At 68.6% G+C, this 23215-nt stretch carries 23 protein-coding genes; 7 read left to right on the top strand and 16 right to left on the bottom strand.

Annotated features, from left to right (window positions below):
- Positions 1-39: 39 nt before the first annotated feature.
- The 3 genes from rpsU to ABL838_RS11380 all read left to right on the top strand — a co-directional run bounded on the left by rpsU (position 40) and on the right by ABL838_RS11380 (position 1283).
- The gene (gene rpsU / locus ABL838_RS11390) at positions 40-252 is read left to right on the top strand and encodes a 30S ribosomal protein S21 (protein WP_007833691.1); all 213 of its coding nucleotides are present in this window, start codon (positions 40-42) and stop codon (positions 250-252) included.
- 108 nt (positions 253-360) lie between these two features.
- The gene (locus ABL838_RS11385; RefSeq protein ID WP_184636494.1) at positions 361-810 is read left to right on the top strand and encodes a GatB/YqeY domain-containing protein; all 450 of its coding nucleotides are present in this window, start codon (positions 361-363) and stop codon (positions 808-810) included.
- A 2-nt stretch (positions 811-812) separates the two neighbouring features.
- Complete coding sequence (locus tag ABL838_RS11380; RefSeq protein WP_369658657.1) at positions 813-1283, top strand: NUDIX domain-containing protein; 471 nt, start codon at positions 813-815, stop codon at positions 1281-1283.
- Between the two features lie 17 nt (positions 1284-1300).
- Here the strand turns inward: ABL838_RS11380 and ABL838_RS11375 are convergent, their stop codons facing one another.
- Positions 1301-2056: a sulfite exporter TauE/SafE family protein gene (locus tag ABL838_RS11375; RefSeq protein ID WP_184636492.1), complete on the bottom strand. Its 756-nt coding sequence runs from the start codon at positions 2054-2056 to the stop codon at positions 1301-1303.
- A gap of 102 nt (positions 2057-2158) precedes the next feature.
- On the opposite strand from ABL838_RS11375, the gene ABL838_RS11370 reads away from it, so the two are divergent.
- Positions 2159-3070, top strand: coding sequence for a LysR family transcriptional regulator (locus ABL838_RS11370; protein ID WP_126018232.1), 912 nt, complete (start codon positions 2159-2161; stop codon positions 3068-3070).
- On the opposite strand, the gene ABL838_RS11365 is transcribed toward ABL838_RS11370, so the two are convergent.
- From ABL838_RS11365 to ABL838_RS11325, 9 genes are all read right to left on the bottom strand, one after another.
- A complete protein-coding gene (locus ABL838_RS11365; protein ID WP_418125381.1) occupies positions 3054-4055 on the bottom strand; it encodes an SDR family oxidoreductase in 1002 nt (333 codons plus the stop codon). The two genes, ABL838_RS11370 and ABL838_RS11365, sit on opposite strands and share 17 nt — an antisense overlap.
- On the bottom strand, positions 4052-4954 hold the full coding sequence (locus ABL838_RS11360) for a bile acid:sodium symporter family protein (RefSeq protein WP_418125380.1): 903 nt from the start codon (positions 4952-4954) through the stop codon (positions 4052-4054). The genes ABL838_RS11365 and ABL838_RS11360 overlap by 4 nt, the downstream gene beginning before the upstream one ends.
- A gap of 24 nt (positions 4955-4978) precedes the next feature.
- Entirely contained in the window at positions 4979-6316 is a 1338-nt protein-coding gene (locus ABL838_RS11355; RefSeq protein WP_418125379.1) for a flavin-containing monooxygenase, read from the bottom strand.
- The gene (locus ABL838_RS11350; RefSeq protein WP_418125378.1) at positions 6313-7134 is read right to left on the bottom strand and encodes an SDR family oxidoreductase; all 822 of its coding nucleotides are present in this window, start codon (positions 7132-7134) and stop codon (positions 6313-6315) included. Before ABL838_RS11350 ends, ABL838_RS11355 begins: the two co-directional genes overlap by 4 nt.
- A 114-nt stretch (positions 7135-7248) precedes the next feature.
- Entirely contained in the window at positions 7249-8298 is a 1050-nt protein-coding gene (locus ABL838_RS11345; RefSeq protein ID WP_418125377.1) for an NAD(P)-dependent alcohol dehydrogenase, read from the bottom strand.
- A gap of 41 nt (positions 8299-8339) precedes the next feature.
- Positions 8340-9452, bottom strand: a complete 1113-nt coding sequence (locus ABL838_RS11340; protein WP_418125376.1) for an ABC transporter ATP-binding protein — start codon at positions 9450-9452, stop codon at positions 8340-8342.
- A 47-nt stretch (positions 9453-9499) separates the two neighbouring features.
- Positions 9500-10327, bottom strand: a complete 828-nt coding sequence (locus tag ABL838_RS11335) for a carbohydrate ABC transporter permease (RefSeq protein ID WP_418125375.1) — start codon at positions 10325-10327, stop codon at positions 9500-9502.
- A gap of 20 nt (positions 10328-10347) precedes the next feature.
- Complete coding sequence (locus ABL838_RS11330; protein WP_126018218.1) at positions 10348-11241, bottom strand: carbohydrate ABC transporter permease; 894 nt, start codon at positions 11239-11241, stop codon at positions 10348-10350.
- Positions 11241-12527 (bottom strand): ABC transporter substrate-binding protein, encoded by a 1287-nt coding sequence (locus ABL838_RS11325; protein ID WP_418125374.1) that lies wholly within the window; start codon positions 12525-12527, stop codon positions 11241-11243. The genes ABL838_RS11330 and ABL838_RS11325 overlap by 1 nt, the downstream gene beginning before the upstream one ends.
- A 241-nt stretch (positions 12528-12768) precedes the next feature.
- On the opposite strand from ABL838_RS11325, the gene ABL838_RS11320 reads away from it, so the two are divergent.
- Positions 12769-13998 carry an MFS transporter gene (locus tag ABL838_RS11320; protein WP_418125373.1) on the top strand — a complete coding sequence of 410 codons (1230 nt, stop codon included), beginning with the start codon at positions 12769-12771 and terminating at the stop codon, positions 13996-13998.
- Between the two features lie 2 nt (positions 13999-14000).
- On the opposite strand, the gene ABL838_RS11315 is transcribed toward ABL838_RS11320, so the two are convergent.
- Positions 14001-14948, bottom strand: coding sequence for a helix-turn-helix domain-containing protein (locus ABL838_RS11315; RefSeq protein WP_418125372.1), 948 nt, complete (start codon positions 14946-14948; stop codon positions 14001-14003).
- A 39-nt stretch (positions 14949-14987) separates the two neighbouring features.
- Positions 14988-16358, bottom strand: a complete 1371-nt coding sequence (gene pmbA / locus ABL838_RS11310; RefSeq protein WP_369658668.1) for a metalloprotease PmbA — start codon at positions 16356-16358, stop codon at positions 14988-14990.
- A gap of 104 nt (positions 16359-16462) precedes the next feature.
- Here pmbA and yjgA point away from each other — a divergent pair, with 104 nt between their 5' ends.
- On the top strand, positions 16463-17119 hold the full coding sequence (yjgA, locus tag ABL838_RS11305) for a ribosome biogenesis factor YjgA (protein WP_369658669.1): 657 nt from the start codon (positions 16463-16465) through the stop codon (positions 17117-17119).
- A 20-nt stretch (positions 17120-17139) separates the two neighbouring features.
- Positions 17140-17709, top strand: coding sequence for a molybdopterin adenylyltransferase (gene mog, locus ABL838_RS11300; protein WP_418125856.1), 570 nt, complete (start codon positions 17140-17142; stop codon positions 17707-17709).
- 9 nt (positions 17710-17718) lie between these two features.
- Here the strand turns inward: mog and ABL838_RS11295 are convergent, their stop codons facing one another.
- From ABL838_RS11295 to ABL838_RS11280, 4 genes are all read right to left on the bottom strand, one after another.
- Positions 17719-18096 carry a hypothetical protein gene (locus tag ABL838_RS11295; RefSeq protein WP_184636467.1) on the bottom strand — a complete coding sequence of 126 codons (378 nt, stop codon included), beginning with the start codon at positions 18094-18096 and terminating at the stop codon, positions 17719-17721.
- Positions 18097-18188: 92 nt separating this feature from the next.
- On the bottom strand, positions 18189-18941 hold the full coding sequence (locus ABL838_RS11290) for an SDR family oxidoreductase (RefSeq protein WP_418125371.1): 753 nt from the start codon (positions 18939-18941) through the stop codon (positions 18189-18191).
- 151 nt (positions 18942-19092) lie between these two features.
- Positions 19093-20007 carry a cation diffusion facilitator family transporter gene (locus tag ABL838_RS11285; RefSeq protein ID WP_418125370.1) on the bottom strand — a complete coding sequence of 305 codons (915 nt, stop codon included), beginning with the start codon at positions 20005-20007 and terminating at the stop codon, positions 19093-19095.
- Positions 19997-23209 (bottom strand): CusA/CzcA family heavy metal efflux RND transporter, encoded by a 3213-nt coding sequence (locus tag ABL838_RS11280; protein ID WP_418125369.1) that lies wholly within the window; start codon positions 23207-23209, stop codon positions 19997-19999. The genes ABL838_RS11285 and ABL838_RS11280 overlap by 11 nt, the downstream gene beginning before the upstream one ends.
- Between the last annotated feature and the right edge of the window lie 6 nt (positions 23210-23215).

The raw sequence follows: 23215 nt of genomic DNA, 5'->3' as shown, positions 1-23215 counted from the left end.
TCGATCTCTCCAGGCCAAATTCATTTCAACGATTCATCAATGACCACCATCCGCGTTAAAGAAAACGAGCCCTTCGACGTCGCCCTGCGCCGTTTCAAGCGCACCATCGAAAAGCTCGGCCTGCTGACCGACCTGCGTGCCCGCGAGTTCTACGAGAAGCCGACCGCCGAGCGCAAGCGCAAGAAGGCAGCCGCGGTCAAGCGCCACTACAAGCGCGTGCGCAGCATGCAGCTGCCCAAGAAGCTGTACTAAGCGACACCCCGGCGGCGGGCCCCAGACGAAAGTCGGCCCGGTCGCCTCGTTGCCTCAGCCGCGCCAGGGAAACCTGCCGCGGCTTTGTTTTTTCCGAAAGGTTGCCGAATGACTATCAAAGAACAGATCACCGAAGACATGAAGACGGCGATGCGCGCCAAGGACTCGGAGCGCCTGGCCACCATCCGCCTGCTGCTGGCCGCGATGAAGCAGAAGGAAGTCGACGAGCGCGTGGAGCTCGACGACACCATGGTGGTCGCCATCGTCGACAAGATGGTCAAGCAGCGCAAGGACTCCATCGCCGCCTTCACCACCGGCGGCCGCACCGACCTCGCCGACAAGGAAGCCGCCGAGATCAAGGTGCTGGAGGTCTACCTGCCCCAGCGCATGGGCGCCGACGAGGTCGCCGCCGAGGTGAAGGCCATCGTGGCCGAGCTGGGCGCCAAGGGCCCGGGCGACATGGGCAAGGTGATGGGCGTGGTCAAGACCCGCCTGGCCGGCAAGGCCGACATGGGCCAGGTCAGCGCAGCGGTCAAGGCCGCTCTGACGGGCGCCTGAGCATGAACGCCGGCAGCCCGAGCGTCACCATCCCCAAGGCCTGCGCCTGCCTGATCGACGCACGGGGCCGGCTGCTGGTGTTCCGCCATCCCGAGGATGGCAACATGCAGCTTCCCAAGGGCACCATCGAGCCCGGCGAATCGCCCGAAGTGGCGGTTCGCCGTGAGCTGCTCGAGGAATCCGGCATCGACTACGCCGGCGAGCTGCAGTCGCTGGGCACGCTGGAGCGCGAATGCGAAGCCGGTGTCGAAGGCAACACGCATCGCCACCCGCAGCTGTGGCACCTGTTCCTGATGCGCGCCGAGAGCGCCCTGCCCGAGAGCTTCACCCACACGGCCACGGGCAGCCCCGAGGAAGAGGGCCTGGTGTTCCTCTTCAGCTGGCTCGATGCCGGCGACGCGCTAGACGACTTCGCCCTGCCCTATCGCCAGACCATCGAGCGCGTGCGCACCGCCCTGGTGCTCGCGGCCTGACTGGAAGAAGCGCCTCATCAGGCCGCGGCCCGCACGGCCATGTAGAGCCCCAGCAGCGCCAGCCCGATCAGGAAGCAGCGCCGGAACACCGCCACCGACAGCCGCTTGCGCAGCCAGGTCCCGAGCACCATGCCGCCGATGGCCGGCGCCAGCATCGCGATCGAGCCTCCGATCGCCGACACCGGATACCCGCCGTTCCCGGCCAGCCCGATGGCCAGCACCACCGTCGAGGTGGTGAACGAGATCCCCATCGCCTGTATCAGCGAATCGCGCTGGAACCCCAGCGCCTGCAGGTACGGCACCGCCGGCACCGCGAACACCCCCGTCACCGCCGTCACCAGCCCGGTGACCACGCCCACCAGCGGCCCGATCCAGCGCGCCTGCGAGTCGCTCACATGCAGCTGCCGCCCGGACAGCCCCCAGAGCGCATAGACGACCAGCGCCACCCCAAGCGCGAAAGAAGCCCAGGCACCCGCCGGCACGCCCAGCCATAGTGCCCCCGCCAACGTGCCGACTACCACCCCCACCTGCATGCCGCCGATGCGCCGAAGCACCGGCATGAAGGTCGCGCGGGGCCCGGTCTGCCAGATGTTGGTGACCAGCGAGGGCACGATCAGCAGCGCAGCCGCCTGCGCCGGCGACATCCACAGCGCGAGCAGCGCCATCGACACCGTCGGCAACCCGAGGCCGACCACGCCCTTGATCACTCCGGCCAGCAGGTACACGGCCGTGGCGGCGGCCCAGAAAGCGGTTGCGTCGATCGGATGCGTCATCGGACGTCGACTCTGCCAACGAAGCCCGCCGCCGCAAATGCGGGATTCGCGAAGCAGGCCTCAGTCTCAGGCTGAGGCTCCTGGTGCACACTCCGCCCAACCATGCGATTCGACCTCACCGACCTGCGGCTCTTCATCCACGTCGTCGAGGCCGGCAGCCTCACCGCCGGCGCCGGGCGCTCGCACATGACGCTGGCCTCCGCCAGCCAGCGGGTGCGTGGCATGGAAGACGCCCTCGGCAGCCCCCTGCTCACCCGCCACGCACAGGGCGTGAAGCCCACCGAGGCCGGCCGCACGCTGCTGCACCATGCGCGCGTCGTGCTGCAGCAGATGGAGCGCCTGCGCGGCGAACTCGGCGAATACGGCCAGGGCCTCAAGGGCCACGTGCGCTTCATGTGCGGCACCTCGGCGCTGACCGAGCACCTGCCCGAGGTGCTGAGCCGCTTCCTCGCCGAGCATCCGCGCATCTCGGTCGACCTGGAAGAGCGCCCCAGCCCCGACACGGTGGAAGCCCTGCGCGCCGGCCTGTGCGACATCGGCATCGTCTCCGACGCCATCGACAGCGAGGGCCTCGAATGCCATCCCTTCCGCCGCGACGACCTCGTGCTGGTGATGCCGCGCGGCCACGCACTGGCTACCCGGCGGCGCCTGAAGCTGGCCGAGGTGGTCGACAGCGAATTCGTCGGCCTGCCCGCCGACAGCGCGCTGCAGCAGCTGATCACCCAGCACGTGCGCGCCTTGGGCAGGCATCTGGCCTACCGCGTGCGCGTGCGCAACTTCGAGGCGGTCTGCCGGATGGTCGAGTACGGCATCGGCGTCGGCATCGTTCCGCAGACTGCCGCCGAGCGCTGCGCCCGCTCGATGAAGATCGCGCGCGCCTCGCTCGCCGACGCGTGGGCCGAGCGCACGCTGATGGCCTGCGTGCGCTCGTCGGAGGACCTGCCGCTCAACGCGCGGCGCATGCTCGACTACCTGGTCGCGCCGCCTCCCGACGAGGTCAGGAAGCTGCAGTGACCGGCCGCCCCAGCCGCGCCCGCGCCGCCACGAAGGCGTCGAAGGCTTCGCTGCTGGTCTTGCTCGGCACGTAGCCGAAGCGCTCCTTCAGCGCGGTGTTGAGCAGCACCGGCCGGTAGCGCAGGAAGTCGAGCTGCTCCGGCCCGTAGCGGCTCACGCCCAGCGCCGAGCCCACCGCCAGCGCGGTCTTCAGCACGCCGGCCGGCCAGTCGACCGCGCTCTTGCCGAGGCGCGAAGCGATCTCGTGGATGCCCAGCGCGCCGTCGCCCGCGAGGTTGTAGCAACCGGGCGGCGCACCGCCGAGCGCATGCGCGATGGCGCCGGTCACGTCCTCGTCGCAGATGAAGACGAAGGGGCTCGCGCTGCCGCGTATCGCGATGAGCCGCTTCTTCTCGAACAGCGCCGTGATCTGGTTGTCCACCCGCTCGCCGAGGATCGTGCCGATGCGCAGCACGGTCTGCGCCAGCGCGGGATGCCGGGCGCGGTAGTCGGCCAGCATCTCCTCCACCTGCCGCTTGTGGTCGGCGTAGGCGAACACCGTGTTGCCACGCAGCGGCTGTGACTCGGTGATCCACGCCGGGTTGTCCGCGTGGTAGCCGTAGGCCGCGCCGCTGGACGACACCACGATGTGCCGCACACCGTTCGCCACGCTGGCGTCGAGCACATTGCGCGTGCCGCCCACGTCCACCGAATGCTCGAAGACGCGGTTCGAATCCTTGCCGGGCGTGACGATGGAAGCGAGGTGCACCACCGTGTCGATGGCGTGGTCGGCGATGGTCTCGGCGACGCGCGAATCGCGTACGTCCAGCTGCCGGTAGGTGACGCCCATGAGCTGCCGGTCCGGCGGCACTTCGCGCACGTCGACCGCGACCAGCGCCTCCAGCGTGCCCTGCTGCGCCAGGGTGGCGAGCAGGCTGCGCCCCAGGAAGCCGTCGGCCCCGGTCACCAGCACGCGACGCGCCACGATGCCTTCGCCGCCGCTCATGGCTTCGCGGGCTTGCGCCCCCACCAGCTCGCCAGTGCGAGGCCCGCGATGATGTCCCAGAAGCCCCATACGCCCGCCACCACGGCCATGCCGCCGAGCCCGCCGAAGAAGCTGAAGATCAGCACCAGCCCGAGCCCCGAGTTGCGGATGCCCACCTCGATGGACACCGCGCGCCGGTCGTAGTCGCCCAGCCCCGAAAGCCGCGCGCAGATGTATCCCGTTCCGAAGGCCAGCGCGTCGTGGATCACCACCGCCAGCAGCACCAGCCCCACGTAGTCGAGGAAGAAGCGCCAGTTGCCCGCGATGGCGCCGATGATGAACACGATCAGCGCGATAAAACTCAGCACGCCCACCGGCTTCTTGATGCGCGCCGTGAGCGCCGGCAGCCTGTGCGCGCAGGCCACGCCCAGCACGAAGGGAATGCCGATGATCGCCACGATGTGCCCCAGCATGTCCAGCGGATCGAGCGCGATGGTCTTCAACAGCGCCGAGGCCGTCGGATGCAGGCCGCCCCAGAAGGCGAAGTTCAGCGGCATCACCACGATGGAGATCGCGTTCGAGATCGCCGTCATCGACACCGACAGCGCCACGTTGCCGCCCGCGCGGTGCGTGAGGATCTGCGAAATGTTCCCCGGCGGGCAGCAGGCCACCAGGATCATGCCCAGCGCGATGCTCGGTCCCGGCTTGAGGACCAGCGTGAGCACATAGGTCACGGCCGGCAGCACGATGAACTGCGCGCCGATGCCCACGGCCATGGCGCCGGGCATGCGCGCCACGCGCTTGAAGTCCTCGATGCGCGTGTCCAGCGCGATGCCGAACATCAGGAAGCCCAGCACCACGTTGAGCAGCACCAGCGAGGCCGGATTGAAATGCAGGCGTATCTCGTCGACAGGCAGCATGCGGAGGGCCTCCTTCGTTTTTCTTCAGGTGGGATCGGCCAGCGCAGCGGCGGCATTGCGCACGGCCGCGCGATAGGTGTCCTTGTGCACGTAATACGCCATGCGCTCCAGCTGCAGGTACTTGAAGCCGCCCGACAGGTCGGGCGCCGGCCCCTGCGCAGCGGCCCGCAAGGCGGCTGCCTTCGGCGAATCGCCCGCCTGCGCGCGAAAGTAGCGCGCCACCAGTTCGGCCTGCTCGTAGCGGCCCTGCCAGCCGATGCCGCTGGCCTCGATCATCCCGAGCACCGCGATGTTCTCGAAGCGCGGCGAGAAGATGTTCAGGTACAGCCGCGGCGCCATGCCCTGCCAGTTCAGCAGCTCGCGGTCGATGAACGGGTAGTGCAGCGCGTAGCCGGTGGCAGCGAGGATCAGGTCGTAGTCGCGCGCGCCGCCGTCCTTGAAGTGCACCGTATGCCCGTCGAGCCGCGCGATGTCGGCGCGCACGCCGATGTCGCCGTGGCCCACGTGGTGCAGCACCAGCGAGTTCACGATGGGGTGCGACTCGTACATCCGGTAGTCGGGCTTCGGGAAGCCGAAGCGCACCGGATCGCCGGTGAACCACTTGAGCACCGTCGAGTCGATGCGCTGCTTGAGCCATGGCGGCAGCGGGCGCTTGCCGCCCAGCGTGTCGGCCGGCTTGCCGAACACGTACTTGGGCACGAAGTAGTAGCCGCGCCGCACAGAGATGTCGACGCTCCTCGCGTAGTGCACGGCATCGACCGCGATGTCGCAGCCCGAGTTGCCCGCGCCGACGATCAGCACGCGCTTGTCCTTGAAGAGCTCGGGGTGCTTGTAGTCGCTGGTGTGCAGCAGCTCGCCGTCGAAGTGGCCGTCGAAGCTGGGCCGCTTGGGCTCGGCGAGCGTGCCGTTGGCGATGACCACGCCCCTGTACTCGGCCGTCTCGATGGTGCCTTCGGCATCCTCGGCGGTCACGAGCCAGTGCGTGCCGGGCGAATCGCTCACCGGCTCGACGCGCAGCACGCGCGTGTTGAAGCGGAAGTGCTCGCGCAGCCCGAAGCGGTCGGCGAAGTCGCTGAAGTAGCGGCGCAGTTCGCGGTGGCTCGGGTAGTCGGCCACCGTGTCGGCCATCGGGAACTCGCTGAACTCGGTGGTGCGCTTGCTCGAGATCAGGTGCGCGGAGTGATAGACCGTGGAGCGCGGGTTGGAGATGTCCCACAGCCCGCCCACGTCGCCATGCGCCTCGAAGCCCTGGAACGGCACGCCGTGCTTCTGCAGGTTGCGTGCGCCGGCAAGGCCGGAGGGGCCGGCGCCGATCAGCGCGATCTGTTCGTGGGTGGGTACGGCGTCGTTCGGCGGCGTCATCGGGTCGGAGGCTCCTTGGGAAGTCCGGGAATTGCAGTGGCGCCCGCCTCGCCCACGCGCGGCTTGCGCGGCTGGCCGCGCAGCAGGCGGTCGTGCAGTTTCTCCGGCAGCAGGTCGAGCGCCTTCGACAGCCAGCCGATGCGGCGCGGCAGCACGATCTTCTCGCGCCCAGCCGCCACGGCCGCCAGCAGCCGGTGCGCGGCATCGTCGGCTTCGAGCAGCCCCGGCATCGCAAAGCGGTTGCCGGCGGTGAGCGCGGTGCGGATGTAGCCCGGGCTGACCGTGTGCACCGTGAGCCCCGTCTCTCGCAACTCGGCGCGCAGGCTTTCAAGGTAGCGGATCAGGCCGGCCTTGCTCGCGCAGTACGCGCCGTTGCCCGGCATGCCGCGCCAGCCGGCGATGCTGGCCATGCCGACGAGCGCGCCGCGCCGCTGCGCGCACATCGCGGCGACGAAAGGCTGGAAGGTGGTGGCCGCGCCCAGCAGGTTGATTTCGAGCATGCGGCGGAACACGGCCAGGTCGTCGGCCTGGGCGGTGTTGTAGCCGCCGGCGACGCCGGCATTGGCGATCACCAGGTCGGGCACGCCGGCCCTGGCCATCCAGTCGACGGCCAGGGCCTGCATCTGCGGCCCGTTCGACACGTCGGGCGTGTAGACCGCGCAGCGCCCGGGTGCCAGCGCGGCCAGTGCTTCCAGTTTTCCGGCATCGAGCCCTGCCAGCGCAACCTGCGCTCCTTCTTCGATCAGCTCGCGTGCAAGCGCCTGGCCCAGGCCGCCGCAGGCGCCTGTGAGGACTACGTTGCGAAACTGCAGGGGCATCGGCTCGCGGTCTCCGGGTGGCAAAACCCGGCCACTGTAGCCGCGCATGCGCGCCCCGCCCCCCGGCATTTCCCCTTGCCCCGGCGGCTGCCGGAACGGGGCTTCAGGAATGCGTCAGGCTTCTGCGCCCTGCGGAAACTCGATCTGGATCTTCACGTCGCCCGCGCGCCCCGCCGCCGCTTCCTCGAAGGCCCGCACGCCATCGGTGAACGCGAAGGTGCGCGAGATGAAGGGCTTGACGTCGACCTGCCCCGAGGCGATCAGCGCCAGCGCGCGCGGGAAGATGTTGGCGTAGCGGAACACCGACTCGATGCGAACTTCCTTCGACTGGATCGCGACGATGTCCATCGGCACCTTGCCGCCGGGCATGCCCACCAGCACCAGGCAGCCGCCGGGGCACAGCAGGTCGACGATGCCCTCGAAGGCGCGTGCGCTGCCGCTGGCCTCGAAGACCACGTTGGCGCCCCAGCCGTCGGTGAGCGACTTCACGGCCCCGGCGAGGTCGGCGCCGCGCACGTCGACGGTCGTCACCGCCGGGTTGCTGTCGAAGAGCGCCAGCTTCTCGGGCACGAGGTCCGCGAGGATCACGCGCGCCGCGCCGCCCGCGAGCGCCGCCAGCGCCGTCATCGCGCCGATGGTGCCGGCGCCGACGACCACGGCCACGTCGCCCGGCTTCAGCGCCGCCTTCTTCGCGGCCTGCAGGCCGATCGACAGCGGCTCGACGATAGCGCCCTCGCCGAAGCTCACGTTGTCAGGCAGCCGGAAGGTGAAGGCCGCCGGGTGCACCACGTAGGGCGTGAGGCAGCCGTGGATGGGCGGCGTGGCCCAGAAGCGCACGGCCGGGTCGAGGTTGTAGATGCCTTCCAGCGTGGCGCGCGAATCGGCCGCCGGGATGCCGGGCTCCATGCACACGCGGTCGCCGGGCTTGAGGTTCGTGACCTCGGCGCCCACCTCGACCACGGTGCCCGAGGCTTCGTGGCCGAGGACCATCGGGTCCTCCACCACGTAGGGGCCGATGCCGCCGTGCTGGTAGTAGTGCACGTCGCTGCCGCACACGCCCACGGTGTGCATGCGGATCTTCACGTCGCGCGGCCCCATGTCCAGGGGCAGTTCGACGTCGCGCAGCCTGAGCTCGTGCGCCTTTTCCAGAACCAGTGCTTTCATGTATTCGAGTCCTTGAATGGGTGTTGTCTGTGTGTCGTCGGTCAATGCAATGAGGTGCCGGCGCGCAGCAGCGAGGCGCCGGAGTCGATGTCGAAGAGGTGCACCTGCGCCGGGTCGGCCACGAAGCGCACGCGCTCGCGCAGCCCCGGGCACTGCGCGGAGGGCATGAGCGCGGCGATCTCGCCGTCGCCCTGTCCGAAGCTCACCAGCACCTCGTTGCCGAGGTACTCGATGAGCTGCACCTCGCCGTGGAAGCCGCCACCCTGCCCTTCGCTGGCGTCGGGGTGCAGGTGCGCGGGCCGCACGCCGAGCGTGACGCGCTTGCGGCCTTCGAGCGCGAAGCGGTGCGCGTCCACCCACACGGTGCCTTCGAGGCCAGCGAGTTCGATGGTTCCGGTGGCCACCCCGTCGTCGCGCACATCCATCTCCACCAGATTCATCGGCGGCGTGCCGATGAAACCTGCCACGAAGGCCGAGCGCGGCCGCTCGAAGATCTCGCGCGGCGAACCGACCTGCTCGATGCGCCCGTCTCGCAGCAGCACGATGCGGTCGGCCAGCGTCATCGCCTCGTGCTGGTCGTGGGTCACGTAGACGGTGGTGGTCTTCAGCGCCTGGTGCAGGCGGGCGATCTCGATGCGCATGTGGTTGCGCAGCTTGGCGTCGAGATTCGACAGCGGCTCGTCGAAGAGAAACACCTTCGGCGTCTTGATCATCGCCCGCGCGATCGCCACGCGCTGCTGCTGCCCGCCCGAGAGTTCCGTGGGCTTGCGCTGCAGGTAGCGCTCCAGCCCCAGCGTGTCCGACACCTCCTTGATGCGCGCGTCGATCTCCGCCTTCGGCACCTTCAGCCGCTTGAGGCCGAAGGCGATGTTGTCGCGCACGCTCATGTGCGGATAGAGCGCGTAGTTCTGGAACACCATCGCGATGCCGCGCTCCTGCGGCGGCAGGTCGTTCACCCGCTGGCCGCCGATCATGAGGTCGCCGCCGGAGATGTCTTCCAGGCCCGCGAGCATGCGCAGGATGGTCGACTTGCCGCAGCCCGAGGGGCCGAGGAACACGACGAACTCGTTGTCGGACACGTCGAGGTCGAACTGGTGGACGACCTGCGTGTCGCCGTAGCGCTTGATGATGTTGTGACAGCTGATTGCGGACATGTCGTTCTTCAGGGAAATGGGTTGTGCGCCGTGATGCACGCCGGGGCTCATGCCGCGTCGCGCTTGCGCTTGAACGCCGCGTTGAGGAAGCCGCTGAGCACGCCGACCATGAGCAGCGGCGGCAGCGACAGCAGGATGACGGAGGCATTCAGGATGCCCCAGGGCACGTCGCGCCCGAGCTGGCTCAGCTCGGAGGCCACGATGGGCAGCGTCTTCGCATCCGAAGTGGTGAGCATCAGCGCGATGAGGAACTCGTTCCACACCAGCACGAAGCCGAAGGCGATGGCGCCGATCAGCGAGCGCGCGGCGATCGGCAGCGCCACCTTGAAGAAGATCGCGTAGGGGCCGTAGCCGTCGACGCGGCCGGCCTCCTCCACTTCCTTCGGTACCGCCTTGAAGGCGGGAATGGCGAGCCAGATCACGGTGGAGAGCGTGAGCAGCGTGTAGGTGACGACGAGCGCGATGCGCGTGTCGTACAACTCCAGCTGCAGCCAGATCACCATCAGCGGAATGGCCACCGCCACCGGCGGCAGGAAGCGCATCGAGAGCACGAAGAACTGGATGTCGTTCGCCCAGCGCAGCGGATAGCGCGCGAGCGCGTAGGCCGCAGGCAGCCCGAGCACCGCGCCCGCGATCACCGCCGCGCCCACCACCACGACGGAGTTGAGCAGCCCCTGCGTCACCGCCTCGCGGCTCAGCACGTAGACGTAGTTCTCCAGGGTGGGCGTGAAGAAGAACTTGGGCACGGCCGAGACGATGTCGACCCGGTTCTTGAACGAGTTGAGAAAGGTCCACAGCACCGGCACCAGCGCCGAGAGCCCGGCCAGGACCAGCACCAGCCGCGCGAGCAGCGTGCCGAGGGACAGCTTCTTCATTTTCCTGTTGGGGGATGCGCTCATTTCGGCCGCGTCCATTTCCAGATGTAGGTGAAGGCCACGGTCGAGGCGATCATCATCAGCACCGCCATGCCCGAGGCGTACGAGATGCGGCCCGACTCGATGAAGCCCTGCGAGAAGGCGTACATGTCCAGCGTCTCGGTCGAGATGCCGGGGCCGCCGCGGGTCATCACGTAGATCAGGTCGAAGGCGCGCAGCGACTCCACCATCTTCACGAAGCACAGGCTGACCAGCGGCGCCTTGAGCATCGGCAGAGCCACGTAGGCGTACACCTCCCAGGTCTTCGCGTGGTCCATGCGCGCGGCCTCGAAGGGCTGCGGCGGCAGGGTTTCGAGCAGCTTCAGCACGATGACTGCGAAGAACAGGCCCCACTGCCACACGTCGACGAAGGCCACGGTCAGCAGCGCGGTCACCGGGCTGGCGAGCAGGTCCAGCGGTTCTCCGGTGACGGCCTTGTACGGCCAGGTCAGCAGTCCGAACAGCGGGTGGAAGGCGAACTTCCACACGAAGGCCGCCGACACGCGCGGCAGCAGCACGGGCACGATGAACAGCATCGACAGCACGTTGCGCCAGCGCGCTGTGGTGCACTGGAACATCAGCACGCCCAGCAGCACCGCGAGGCCCATGGTGGCGCTGACGGTCAGCACCTCCCACACCAGCGACACGCGCACCGAATTGAGGAAGCGCCGGTCGGAAAAGAGCTGGACGTAGTTCGACAGCCAGACCCAGGCGGTGTCGGCCTGGCCCAGCTCGCGGTCCTGCAGCGAGATGCCGATCGCGAAAAGGGTGGGCACCAGCGCCAGCACTGCAAGCACCAGCAGGCCGGGCCCGATGAAGACGAGCGGCAGCCGGGTTGCCGTCGCCGTCTTCTTTTTCTTCTCCCTGAGCGTCATTACTTCTTGCGCCGCGCGACCAGTTGCTTCGCGTAGGCGTCGAGTTCGTCGAGCCCGCCCTTGATGTCGGTGCGCGAGCCGGTGATCAGCTCTTCGAGGATGATCCCCCAGCGGTCGCCGAGGTCGGGCCAGGCCGGGTCCTGCCAGAAGTTCACGGCCGTGACCTTGCCGGTGTCGGCCAGCGCCTTGCCGAGGTCGGCGCCGTAGCGCTTGGCGAACTCGGGGCTGGCCAGCACGCTGGTGCGGTTGAGTTCGCCGAACTGGCCTTCGGCGAGGCGGCGCTGCTCCTGCTTCTTAGAAGTGGCCCAGGCGACGAAGAGGCCGGCGCACTTCTTGGCCTCCTCGGTCTTGTTGGCCTTGGCGCCGATGGCCAGGCCGTGGCCGTAGCCGCCGCCGGTCAGCGGCGTGGGCGGCGGCAGGTAGGCGACCTTGCCGATCACGGTCGACATCTTCGGGTCGAGCGCGTTGCCGGCCAGCGGAGTCGACTCGATCAGCATCGCCACCTTGCCTGCGAGGAAGGCGCCGGTGGATTCGTCCCAGCCGCCGGTCTTGGTGCCGGGCGCGGAGTACTTGAAGAGATCGAGATAGGTCTGCGTGGCCTTCACGGCCGCGGGCGAGTCGAACACGGGCTTGTCGCCGTCGAACCACTGGCCGCCATAGCCGCGGAAGAAAGGCATCCAGCGCCACACATTGGCGCCCGAGCCGCGCTGGCCGCGCAGCGCCACGCCGTAGACGCCGTTGGCCGGATCGTTGAGCTTCTTCGCGGCCTCGGCGAATTCCTCCAGCGTGGTCGGGGGCTTGATGCCGGCCTTCTCCAGCAGGTCCTTGCGGTAGACCAGCAGGTCGCCGCCACCGGTGAGCGGCGCGAACCAGACCTGGCCGTCGAAGGTCGCGACCTTCTGGCGGCCGGGGTCGAAGTCGGCGTAGTCGTAGTCGGCGGGGTAGTACTTCGCCAGCGGCACGATCCACTTCGACTGGGCGAACAGCGGCACATTGGCCTCGTCGACGTAGTACACGTTGTACTTGCCCACGGTCGAGGCGTCTGCGCGGGTCTTGGTGCGGCGGTCGTTCTCGTTGAGGTTGTCGATGCTGAACGAGGCGCCGCTCAGGGCCTTGAACTCGTCCTTGTACTTTTCGAGCAGGGTCAGCCCGTCGCGGGGCTGGGACAGGACGCGCAGGTCCTCCTTGCAGACCTGCTGGGCCTGGGCCGCGCCGCCCCATGCGGCCAGCGCCGCCAGCAGCATCGCGCAGCCCTTGAGCCGGTGCCGGTTTTCTTGAACAGCCATCGTTTTGTCTCCTTTGAACCTGTCGCGAATTGCCGGCGGATCGCGGCGGAAACAGGTGGAACGAAGCGTAGGCAGCGGCGGCGCGGCGCCGCGTACACGCGAGCCGGGGCACTGGTATTTTCATGACCAGCCTGCTTGGGGTTTTGCCGGAGTCGAGGGCTTTCGACCCCGCCTGGTTGCATTTCAAAACTTCATCGATAGAATCGATTTCAGTTTTTATTTGAAACCAAATAGAGCAATCATGAGCACCACGCCGCCATGCCAGGCCACCTTCGCGCGCCCATGCGACACGCCGTCGATATCGGGCGCACTGGCGCTCCTCTTCGCCATCGCCTGCGGTCTGGCTGTGGCCAACGTCTACTACGCGCAGCCGCTGCTGGACACGCTGGCGCACACCTTCGGCATCCGGCCCGCCACTGTCGGCGTCGTCATCACCATCACGCAGATCGGCTACGGGCTGGGGCTGCTGCTGGTGGTTCCGCTGGGCGACCTCGTCGACCGCCGCCGGCTGATCGTCGGGCAGTCGCTGCTGTCGGTGGCCGCGCTGCTGGCCGTGGCGCTGGCGCCCAGCGCGTCGGTGCTGCTGCCGGCGATGGCCGCCGTGGGCGTGCTGGCCGTGGTGACGCAGGTGCTGGTCGCCTACGCCGCGAGCATGGCCGCGCCAGGCGAGCGCGGCCGCGTGGTGGGTACCGTCACCAGCGGCATCATCATCGGCATCCTGCTGGCGCGGGCGGTCTCGGGCACGCTGTCGGATCTCTTCGGCTGGCGCTCGGTGTACCTGGCCTCGGCGGCGGCCACGCTGGTGGTCGCCGGGCTGCTGTGGATGGTACTGCCCGCGCGCACGCGGCCCGCGCCGGGCATCTCGTACCCCCGGCTGATCCGCTCGGTGTTCGCGCTCTTCGCGCAGGAGCCGGTGCTGCGCATCCGCGCCGTGCTCGCGATGCTGATCTTCATGTCCGTCACCATGCTGCTGACGCCGATGGTGCTGCCGCTCACGGCACCGCCCTTCTCGCTCTCGCACACGCAGGTGGGCCTGTTCGGGCTGGCAGGCGCGGCCGGGGCGCTAGGTGCCGCGCGAGCGGGCCGCCAGTCGGACCGAGGCCGCGCGCAGCGCACCACCTGCATCGGCCTGAGCGCGATGCTGTTGTCGTGGGGGCTCATCGCGATGCTGCCGTGGTCCATCTGGGCGATGGTGGCGGGCGTGATCGTCATCGACTTCGGCCTGCAGTCGGTGCACGTGGCCAACCAGAGCCTGATCTACCGCGTGCGCCCCGAGGCGCAGAGCCGGCTGACGGCCGGGTACATGATCTTCTACTCCATCGGCTCCGCCACTGGATCGATGGCTTCGACGATGGTGTACGCCCATGCGGGCTGGAACGGCGTCTGCCTGGCCGGAGCCCTTGTCAGCGGCGCGGCGCTGCTGTTCTGGGCGCTGACCCGGCACCTGACGCCGCGAGACACGGCCGCCTGACTTCAGTCCGTGGTGACCAGCGGCGTGTTCTGCGCGGTGCGCAGCCCGAAGCGGTCCTGCGCCTGCTGCCGGTAGACCGAGGGCGTCATGCCCTTGAGCTGCAGGAAGCGGCGGTTGAAGTTCGCAAGGTTCGCGAAGCCCACCTCGTAGCAGATGTCGCTCACCAGCCTGTCCGACTTCTGCAGCATCTCGCAGGCCTTGGCCACGCGCAGCCGCGTGACGAAGTCGGTGAAGGTGGCGCCCATGTGCCTGTGGAACCAGCGCGAGAAGCTGCTCTCGGCCATGTTGGCCACGGCGCACACTGCCGGCAGAGAGAGTTCTTCCGTGAGGTGCCGGTCGAGGTGGTCGAGCACTCGGCGCATGCGCGTGTTGACGCTCGGATCCTCGGCCACCGGCTCCGCAGTGCTGGAAATCTGCCGCCAGTCGGGCCAGCGGGCCAGCTCGTGCAGCAGTCCGATGAAGGCCGACAGCCGCGCCATGCCCTCTTGCCCCTGCACGCGCTGGAAGCGCTCGCGCACGAGGTCGCCGATGCCGAAGAACTCGATGCCCAGCTTCGCCCGGTCGAGCATCGGCAGCACCGCCTTCAGCTCGGGGAACAGGTCCGTGCCCTTGCGCAGCGGCTCGTCGCGGAAGTGGATGACCATGCTGCGCTCGGCGATGCCCTCGGGTGGCACGTCGTGCGAGATCCAGGTATGGGGCAGCCGGGCACCCACCAGCGCCACGTAGCCGGGCTCGAAGCGCCCGATGTGGTCGCCGACGAAGGCATCGCCGCTGCTGCGGTTGATGCACTGCAGCTCGTATTCGTCGTGGTAGTGCCAGCAGTCGAAGGGCCAGGGCACGCCGTGCTGCAGGCAGCGCACCGAACTGCCGCCCGCCGGCTCGAAGCCGAGCCTCGGGTCGCGCATCAGTTCGTGCTCGAGTTCGGGTTTTCGCGCTGCGTTGTGCCTCATGTTCGACTAGCCCTCGCGCGCAGGCCGGCGGCGCAGCCTTCAGGCGCCGGCGACCTTCATGCGGTTCACCAGGACCGACCCCGTGGTCTTGGCGCCGAAAGTGTAGGCATCGGCCCCGATGGCTTCAATACCCAGCAGCATGTCCTTCAGGTTGCCGGCGATCGTGATCTCCTGCACCGGGAAGGCGATCTTGCCCTTTTCCACCCAGAAGCCGCTGGCGCCGCGCGAGTAGTCGCCGGTCACGTAGTTCACGCCCTGCCCCATCAGCTCGATCACGAAGAGGCCGGTGCCCAGCTTGGCGAGCATGGCGTCGAGGTCGTCGGTGTGCTTCGTCAGGCGCGAGCTCAGCGTCAGGTTGTGCGAGCCGCCGGCGTTGCCGGTGGTCTTCATGCCCAGCTTGCGCGCCGAGTAGGTCGAGAGGAAGTAGCCCTCGAGGCGGCCTGCATCGACCACCTTGCGCGCCCGGGTGGTCACGCCTTCGTCGTCGAAGGGGGCGCTGCCCTTGCCGCGCAACAGGTGCGGGTCTTCGGCCACGTCGACGTGCGCGGGCAGCACGGGCTTGCCCAGCGAGTCGAGCAGGAATGTGCTCTTGCGATACAGCGATCCGCCGCTCACGGCCTGCACCAGCGAGCCCAGCAGGCCCACGGCCAGCGGCGACTCGAAGAGCACCGGGCATTCGACGGTCTTGATCTTGCGCGACTTCAGGCGGCTGAGCGCGCGTTCGGCGGCGTAGCGGCCTACGGCCTGCGGGCTGGCCAGTTCGTCGGCCGAGCGCATGGAGCTGTACCAGGCGTCGCGCTGCATGTCGTCGCCCTTGCCGGCGATGGGCGCCACCGAGATGGAGTGCCGCGAGCTGGCATAACCGCCGCGAAAGCCATGCGTGTGGGCGCTGAAGAAGTGGCTCTGCTGGGCCGAGACGCCCGCGCCCTCGCTGTTGGTGATGCGCTTGTCGGTCGAAAGGGCCGCTTCCTCGCATTCGAGGGCCAGCTTGGCGGCCTGCTCGCTGGTCACGTCCCAGGGGTGGAACAGGTCGAGCTCGGGGTGCTCCTTGGCGATGTCTTCCTCGTCCGGCAGGCCGCTCACGGGGTCTTCGGCGGTGAAGCGGGCGATGTCGTAGGCCGCCTGCACCGTCTGGGCGATGGCCGCCTCGGAGAAATCGGAGGTGCTGGCATTGCCGCGGCGGTGGCCCACGTAGACCGTGACGCCCAGCGACTTGTCGCGGTTGCGCTCGACGTTTTCCAGTTCGCCCTTGCGCACCGAGACGCTCAGGCCGCAGCCCTCGGAGGCCTCGGCCCCGGCGTCGGTGGCACCCAGCCGCTTGGCGTGCGCCAGGGCGGTGTCGACCAGGTTTTCGAAGAAGGAGCGGCTGTAGGCGAAGCCGGAATCGGCGCGCGAGGAGGATGTCGTCATGTGGTGGCTATGATACTTGCGCCCCCCATTTCCCGTTTTCAGCAGCTTCCCACCGCGCATTGCACGCGTTGCAACGCCTCGCGGCGCGGCCCAGAATCCATCCCATGTCCCGCAAACCCAAAAAAGGCTATTACGTCCGCGGCCATTTCGTGGCCGAAGGCAGCGAGCTCGACCTCGAACTCAAGCGCGAGCTCAAGGGCTCCGACGACGCCAGCCGCACCGACCTGAAGCGCGAAAGCGAAGAGCTGCAGAAGCTGGGCGCCGAGCTGCTCACCCTGCGCGCCGGCCTGTTCGACGCGCTCCAGCTCGACGAGAAGCTGGTCGAGGCCATCGCCGAAGCCAAGCGCATCACCAATTTCGAGGGCAAGCGCCGCCAGATGCAGTACGTCGGCAAGCTCATGCGCAAGCTGGAGCCCGAGGCGCTGGAGGCCGTGAAGCGGGCCCTGGCAGAGCAGAACACCGTGCCGGCCGCCGAAGTCGCCGCCCTGCACGAGGCCGAGCGCTGGCGCGACAGGCTGATTGCCGACGACGACGCCCTCGGCGGCTGGATCGAAACCCACCCCGCCACCGACGCCCAGCAGCTTCGCGCCCTGGTGCGCCAGGCCCGCAAGGACATGAAGGCCGGCCCCGCCGGCGAGGCGCCGCGCCAGGGCAAGGCCTATCGCGAGGTGTTCCAGGTGGTGCGCGCCCAGCTGGCCGTGCACGGCGGCGCCGACCATGCCGCCGCAGCGGCAGCCCAGGACCGGGAAGAAGACGCATGAGCGAGGCTGCATTCGATCCGGTGCGCATCGGCATCGTCTCCGTCAGCGACCGCGCCTCCAGCGGCACCTACGAGGACAAGGGCCTGCCCTCGCTGAAAGAATGGCTGGGCCGGGCGCTGAAGAACCCCATCGAATTCGAACCCCGGCTGATCCCCGACGAGGCGGACCGCATCAGCGCCACGCTGATCGAGCTGGTCGACGCCGGCTGCTCGCTGGTGCTGACCACCGGCGGCACCGGCCCCGCCCTGCGCGACGTGACGCCCGAGGCCACGCTGGCCGTAGCGCACAAGGAAATGCCGGGCTTCGGCGAACAGATGCGCCAGATCAGCCTGCGCTTCGTACCCACCGCGATCCTCTCGCGTCAGGTGGCGGTGATCCGTGACAAGAGCCTGATCATCAACCTGCCCGGCCAGCCCAAGTCGATCGCGGAAACGCTCGAAGGGCTGAAGGACACCGAGGGCGTGCAGGTGGTGCCGGGCATCTTCGCGGCCGTGCCCTATTGCATCGACCTGATCGGTGGGCCCTATCTCGAGACCGACGATTCCGTCTGCAAGGCCTTCAGGCCCAAGTCGGCCATTCGAGCCCGCTGAGCCTGTTGCTCATTGCGCCGCCTGCGCGCTCTTCGCCTCGACGTCCTTCAGGCAGGCGTTGATGGCGGCGTTCGACACCAGCCCGTAGCAGCGCGCAGCGGCCGCGCGCACGGCCTTCTGCTGAACGCGCCGTTCCTCGGCGCTATCGATCTGGTAGCTCATGAGCCACTTCATGGCGAAGGCGAGCACGATGCCGAAGCCTATAGCGATGCCGACCACCGTCGAGCGCCAGGTCCGCGCCGGCGCGGCGGGAGGTGCCGAGCCGTAACCCACGTCGAAGGCCATCGGCGGCTGCGCCGGCGAGCCGCCGTGGACCCTGCGGCGCTGCGGGGCGCGCGGCTCGGCCTTCGCCTGGGTGAAAGACTTGTTGTCGTAGCGGCTGCTCATCGATCTGCGTGCATGGGGAGGTAGTCCGGACGCGATTGTCCAACAGCCGTCCCCCGCAGGCTGAAACGGCCGGTGGCTGTGTTCCTCCTCGCTCAGGCCGCTGCGCGCCGCGCCAGCCACTCGTCGAAGCGGATCGCGCCCAGGCGCGGGTTCGATCCGGGCGTCAGCGAACGGTCGTCGAGCTGCACGCCGAAGTAGCGTGCGCCGGGGTCGGTCACGACCTTCCGGGCATCGCCCGTCGCCGCGAAGAAGCGGCGCACCAGCGCGTCGAGCGGCAAGGCCTCGGGCCCGGCGATCTCGATCCGGCCGCGCGCCGGCAGCTCGGTCACGACCTCGGCCAGCGCCGCCGCCACGTCGTCGGCCGCCATCGGCTGGATGAGCGCGTCCGAAAGCCGAGCCACGCCGTCCTGCACGCCCGACGCCGCGATGGCGCCCACGAACTCGAAGAACTGCGTGGCCTGCACGATGGTGTAGGGCACGGGCGAGGCCTCGATCAGGTCTTCCTGGAGCTGCTTGGCGCGGAAGTAGCCGCTGTCGAGCAGGCGCGCGGTGCCGACCACCGACAGCGCGATGTGATGCACCACGCCGGCCTTCACCTCGGCCGCGAGCAGGTTGCGCCCCGCGGTCGCGAAGAAGTCGAGCGCCGCCTGGTCCTCGAACGAGGGCGAATTCGCCACGTCGACGACGACGCGGGCGCCCGCGAGCGCCTCGTCCAGGCCCTCGCCGGTGAGGGTGTTGACGCCCGTGGAGGGCGATGCGGCGACGACGTCGTGGCCGGCCTCCCGCAGGCGGGCGGCAAGCCTGGAGCCGATGAGGCCGGAGCCTCCGATGATGGCGATCTTCATGGTCGATTCCTTGGTCAAGAAAGAGTGCGAGGAGTGCGAAGGGGCGCCCCCGATGGCCGCCCTCGCCTGCAAGACGTCCGGCCGCACGCGCTTGTGACAGCCGGATCGCTCTTTCTTCCAAAAAAATCGGCCCGAACCCCGCTCTGGGCCCTCACCGCCCCTTCACCGCCCCGAAACCGTGCGTGTCGGCCGCCTGCTCGCAGGGCACCCGTTCAGCCTGCACGGTCGAATGGTGGATATCGAAGCGCTCGGCCAGCATCGCGCGCAGCCGCTGCGTGAGCGGCGCCAGGTCGCCCACCTCCGGCGTGCACACCACGTGCACGCTCAGGCTCACCTTGCCGCTGGACAGCGCCCACACGTGCAGGTCGTGCAGGCTCGCGACGCCCTCGCTGCCCAGCAGCGCGCTCTCGATCGCGGGCAGGTCCACCTCGTCGGGCACGCCTTCGAGCAGCACGTTGAGACTCTCGCGCAGCAGGCGCCAGGTGCGCGGCAGCACCCAGAGGCCGATGGCCACGGCGATCACCGAGTCGACCCAGCCCCAGCCCGTGTAGCGAATGACGATGGCGCCGACGATCACGCCGATGGAGCCCAGCATGTCGGCCCACACCTCCAGGTACGCGCCCTTCACGTTGAGGCTCCGGTCCTTGCCGGAGGCCAGCAGCCGCATGCCGATGAGGTTGACCACCAGCCCGCCGGCGGCCACCAGCAGCATCGTGGTCGACTGGATCTCGGCCGGCGCCGAGATGCGCCGGTAGGCCTCGTACAGCACGTAGATCGCCACGAAGAACAGCAGCACCGCGTTGAGCACCGCCGCCAGGATCTCGAAGCGGTAGTAGCCGAAGGTGCGCCGCCGGTCGGCCGGCCGCTTGCCGATCCAGATGGCGGCCAGCGAGATCGCCAGCGCCACCGTGTCGGTGAACATGTGCGCGGCATCGGACAGCAGCGCGAGGCTGCCCGACACCAGCCCGCCCACCACCTCGGCAACGAGGTAGGCCGAGGTCAGCAGCAGCGCCCAGCGCAGTGCCTTCTCGTTGCCGCCGGTGGCGTGGGCATGCTCATGTGCCATGGGAACCTCGCAGTGAAGGGTCCGAAGGATCGGGCGGCGCGCCGATCGCCTGTTGCTGCGCCTTCTCCTCTTCCTCGTCGCGCCGGTGGGCGATGCGGTAGAGCAGCGGCAGCACCAGCAGCGTCAGCGCGGTCGACGACAGGATACCGCCGATCACCACCGTGGCCAGCGGCCGCTGCACCTCGGCGCCGGTGCCTGTGGCGATGGCCATCGGCACGAAGCCCAGCGAGGCGACCAGCGCCGTCATCAGCACCGGCCGCAGCCGAGTGAGCGCACCCTCGCGGATGGCCGCGTCCAATGGCAGTCCGCTCTCGCGCAGGTTGCGGATGAAGGAGATCATCACCAGCCCGTTGAGCACCGCCACGCCCGACAGCGCGATGAAGCCCACCGCCGCCGAGATCGACAGCGGAATGCCGCGCATCCACAGCGCCACGATGCCGCCCGTGAGCGCGAACGGGATGCCGGTGAACACCAGCAGCCCGTCCTTGATGTTGCCGAACATCGCGAACAGCAGCGTGAACACCAGGAGCAGCGACACCGGCACCACGATCTGCAGCCGCTGCGTGGCCGAGGCGAGGTTCTCGTACTGGCCGCCCCACACGGTCCAGTAGCCGGTGGGGATCTTCACCTTGCCCATCGCCTCCTCGGCCTCGGCCACGAAGGAGCCGAGGTCGCGCCCGCGCACGTTGGCGCTGACCACGATGCGGCGCTTGCCGTCCTCGCGGCTCACCTGGTTGGGGCCGGGCGCGATATCCAGCGTGGCCACCTCGCCCAGCGGAATGAAGCTGGTGCGCAGGCCCTCGGCGCCCGCGCCCTTGGGCAGGGCCACGGGCAGGCGCTTGATGGCCTCAAGGTCGGTGCGCAGCTCCTCGGGCAGGCGCACGATGATGTCGAAGCGCCGGTCGCCGTCGAACAGCGTGCCCGCCTCGCGCCCGCCCACGGCGGCGGAGATGGCGTCCTGCACGTCGCCCACGTTGAGGCCGTAGCGTGCGGTCTTGGTGCGGTCGATATTCACCGTGAGCATCGGCAAGCCGGTGGTCTGCTCGATCTTCACCTCCGCCGCGCCGGCAATGCCGTTGAGCACGCCCGAGACCTCTGCCGCGGTCTTGTTCAGCACGTCCATGTCGTCGCCGAAGATCTTCACCGCCACGTCGCTGCGCACGCCCGAGATCAGCTCGTTGAAGCGAAGCTGGATGGGCTGCGAGAACTCGTAGTTGTTGCCCGGCAGCTTCTCCACTTCTTCCTGCACCGCCGCGAGCACCTCGGCGCGCGAGCGCTTCGGCGTGGGCCACTCGCTCTCGGGCTTGAGCATGATGTAGCCGTCGGAGATGTTCGGCGGCATCGGGTCGGACGCGATCTCGGCCGTGCCGGTGCGCGCGAACACGCGCTCGATCTCCGGAAACTTCGCCTTCAGCGTGCGCTCGAGCTGCTTCTGCATCTCGACCGACTGCGTCAGGCTGGTGCCCGGAATTCGCAGCGCCTGGATGGCGAAGTCGCCCTCGCTCAGGCTGGGCACGAACTCCGTGCCCAGGCGCGTGGCCAGCAGGCCCGACAGCACCACAGCAACGGCGGCGAAGGTGATGACCAGCGGCTTGGCCGCCATCACGCGCGCCAGCAGCGGCTCGTAGACTCGCTTGGCCCACAGCATCAGGCGGTTTTCCTTCTCGCTGACCTTGTTGCCGATGAAGAGCGCCACGGCAGCGGGAATGAAGGTGATCGACAAAACCATCGCGCCCAACAGCGCGATCACCACGGTGAAGGCCATCGGGTGGAACAGCTTGCCCTCGACACCCGTGAGCGCAAAGATCGGCAGGTACACGATCATGATGATCAGCTGGCCGAACAGCAGCGCGCGCCGCGCCTCCTGCGAGGCTGCGAACACCTCGTGGAAGCGCTCGCTGCGCGTGAGCGGCCTGCCCTTGTGGGCCTGCGCGTGGGCCAGCCTTCGCACGCAGTTCTCCACGATCACCACCGCTCCGTCGATGATGATGCCGAAGTCCAGCGCGCCCAGGCTCATGAGGTTGGCGCTGACCTTCTGGTTCACCATGCCGGTGAAGGTGAAGAGCATCGACAGCGGAATGACGAGCGCCGTGATGATCGCGGCGCGGATGTTGCCGAGGAACAGGAACAGGATCGCGATGACCAGCACCGCGCCCTCGAACAGGTTCTTCTTCACCGTGGCGATGGCCTTGTCGACCAGCACCGTGCGGTCGTACACCGTCACAGCCTTCACGCCGGCGGGCAGCGTGCGGTTGATTTCCTGCATCTTCTTGTCGACGGCCTGCGACACCGTGCGGCTGTTCTCGCCGATCAGCATGAACACTGTGCCCAGCACCACCTCGCGGCCGTTGTCGGTGGCAGCACCCGTGCGCAGTTCGCGGCCGATGCCGACCTCGGCCACGTCCTGCACGCGCAGCGGAATGCCGTTGGCGTTGCCCAGAATGACATTGCCGATGTCCTCGGCCGACTTCACCTGCCCCGGCGCGCGAATGAGGTATTGCTCGCCGCGCTTCTCGATGTAGCCCGCGCCCACGTTGGCGTTGTTGCGCTCCAGCGCGAGCACGATATCGCCCATGGTCAGGCCGTGGGCCAGCAGCTTGGCCGGGTCGGGCGCGATCTGGAACTCCTTGGCGAAGCCGCCGATGGAGTTGATCTCGGTCACGCCCGGCACGTTGCGCAGCTGCGGCTTGATGATCCAGTCCTGTATCTCGCGCAGGTCGGTGGGCGAATACGGCTTGCCGTCGGCCTTTTTCGCGCCCTCCTCCGCCTCGACGGTCCAGAGATAGATCTCGCCCAGGCCGGTGGAAATCGGCCCTATCACCGGCGAGATGCCGCGCGGCATGCTCTCGCGCGCGGACTGTATGCGCTCGTTGACGAGCTGGCGCGCGAAGTAGATGTCGGTGCCGTCCTTGAAGATCACCGTGACTTGCGAGAGGCCGTAGCGCGAGAGCGAGCGCGTCTGCTGCAGGCCCGGCAGGCCGGCCATGACTGTCTCTACCGGGTAGGTCACGCGCTGCTCGGTCTCCAGCGGGGAGTAGCCGGGCGCGGCGGTGTTGATCTGCACCTGCACGTTGGTGATGTCGGGCACGGCGTCGATAGGCAGCTTCTGGTAGCTGAAGATGCCGAGCGCCGCCATGCCGAACACGGCGAGCAGCACCAGCCAGCGCTGCTCGATGGAGAAGCGGATGATTCGTTCGAACATGCGGGC

It is taken from the genome of Variovorax sp. 160MFSha2.1, assembly GCF_048305075.1.
In the GTDB taxonomy this organism is placed as follows: domain Bacteria; phylum Pseudomonadota; class Gammaproteobacteria; order Burkholderiales; family Burkholderiaceae_C; genus Variovorax; species Variovorax guangxiensis.
The sequence above is the reverse complement of the archived record's forward strand: the minus strand, read 5'-3'. Positions and strand labels throughout refer to the sequence as shown.